General features: G+C 66.4%; 2 protein-coding genes. Both read right to left on the minus strand.

From position 1 onward, the window contains the following. The coding region (locus tag LQV45_RS31255; RefSeq protein WP_230011230.1) for a fumarylacetoacetate hydrolase family protein at positions 1-359 on the minus strand (359 nt) is incomplete at its 3' end. After that, positions 359-1,489, minus strand: a complete 1,131-nt coding sequence (locus LQV45_RS31260) for a cupin domain-containing protein (protein ID WP_230011234.1) — start codon at positions 1,487-1,489, stop codon at positions 359-361. The genes LQV45_RS31260 and LQV45_RS31255, both read right to left, overlap by 1 nt. Between the last annotated feature and the right edge of the window lie 84 nt (positions 1,490-1,573).

The raw sequence follows: 1,573 nt of genomic DNA on the forward strand, positions 1-1,573 counted from the left end.
GCGTCGGATTCCTGCGGCAGCGCCAGGTCATCGTTGGGGCCGATCAGGGATTCCTGGTACTTGGCGAACAGGGTGGGGAACTCGGGGACTTCCCGGCCCATTTCCTTGATGTGGTTGCGGTAGTTGTGGCCCACGCAGATGATCTTGCCGGGGGAGGGCACGACGGCGTCCAGGTCGGCGCCCTCGAGAGGGTGCGTGGCGCCGGCCGCCGCCTTAGCGGTTGCTTCCCAGTCCTGGGTGCGGAGCAGTTCTCCGACGTCGGCAAAGCCGTCGATCTCGGTCAGGGTGTCGCCGTCCTGGCGGACAGCCTTATTAGCTGTTTTGTCTCCAACAGAGGTGCGGAGGGTGAGAAGTCTCATTACTTGTTGCGTCCTTCGATGTAGGTGCGGTTGAAGTTCAGCCGTTCAAAAATGGGGGCGTCACTGAAGCGGAACAGATCAAACTGGGTTCCGGCCTGCAGCGACCATTTCTGCCAGGACGGGACCACGAAGAGGTCGCCCTTGGCCAGGGTCCGGGTTTCGCCGTTGAGGACCACCGAGCCGGAGCCTTCAAAAACCTGCCAGACGCTGGAGCCCACCTCGCGGACCGCTTCGGTGCTGGCCCCGGCGCGGAGCCGGTGGAATTCGGCGCGGATGGTCGGCATCACGTCCCCACCGGTGGTGGGGTTGGTGTAGCGGACGGCGGCGTGGCCCTGGGACACAGTGGCCGGATGGCCCTCGTCCTCGAGCAGCAGCTGCTCGGACAGGGCACGGTCCGTGTGTTCCCAGCGGTAGGCCGCGATGGGGGAGCTCGTGGTGTCATCCAGGCCCGACAGCGGGCGCAAGCCCGGGTGCGCCCAGAGCCGCTCGGAGCGGGAGATGTCCGGGGTGGCCTCGTCGGTGACGCGCTCGGTGCCGAATTCGAAGAAGCCGGCGTCAGCGTAGTGCACGAACGGGATGTCCAGGCCGTCGATCCAGGCCATCGGCTCATCGGTGTCGTTGTGGTGCCCGTGGAAGTTCCAGCCCGGGGTCAGCAGGAAGTCGCCGCGGGACATCCGCACCGGGTCCCCGTTCACCACAGTCCAGACCCCTTCGCCCTCGACGACGAAGCGGAAGGCGTTTTGCGAGTGACGGTGTTCGGGCGCCGTTTCGCGGGCGCCGAGGTACTGGATGGCTGCCCACAGCGTGGGTGTGGCGTACGGCGTCCCGGCCAGGCCGGGATTGGCCAGGGCGATGGCCCGGCGTTCCCCGCCCCGGCCCACCGGGACCAGATCGCCGGCACGGGCAGCCAGCGGGTACAGGTCGCTCCACCGCCAGACGTGGGGGACCGCCTTGGGGGTCGGGACCATCGGCATGAGGTCTGCGATCTCGGTCCACAGCGGGATCAGGTTTTCGCGGTCAAAATCCCGGTACAGCTCTTTGAGCTGGGCCGCTTCTTCGGGCGTCGGCTCCGGAGCAGTGTGCCCCGCGGCCACTGATTCGTGAGTCGTGTTCTCGGCGCTGATGGACACGTGGGCCTCCTCGGTAGGTCAGAACAGTTCGTTGGCGTAGTTCGATTCTACGGATGCCGGTGTGTGACCCCCAACATATTCTGC

This window comes from Microbacterium sp. Bi128, from assembly GCF_918698205.1.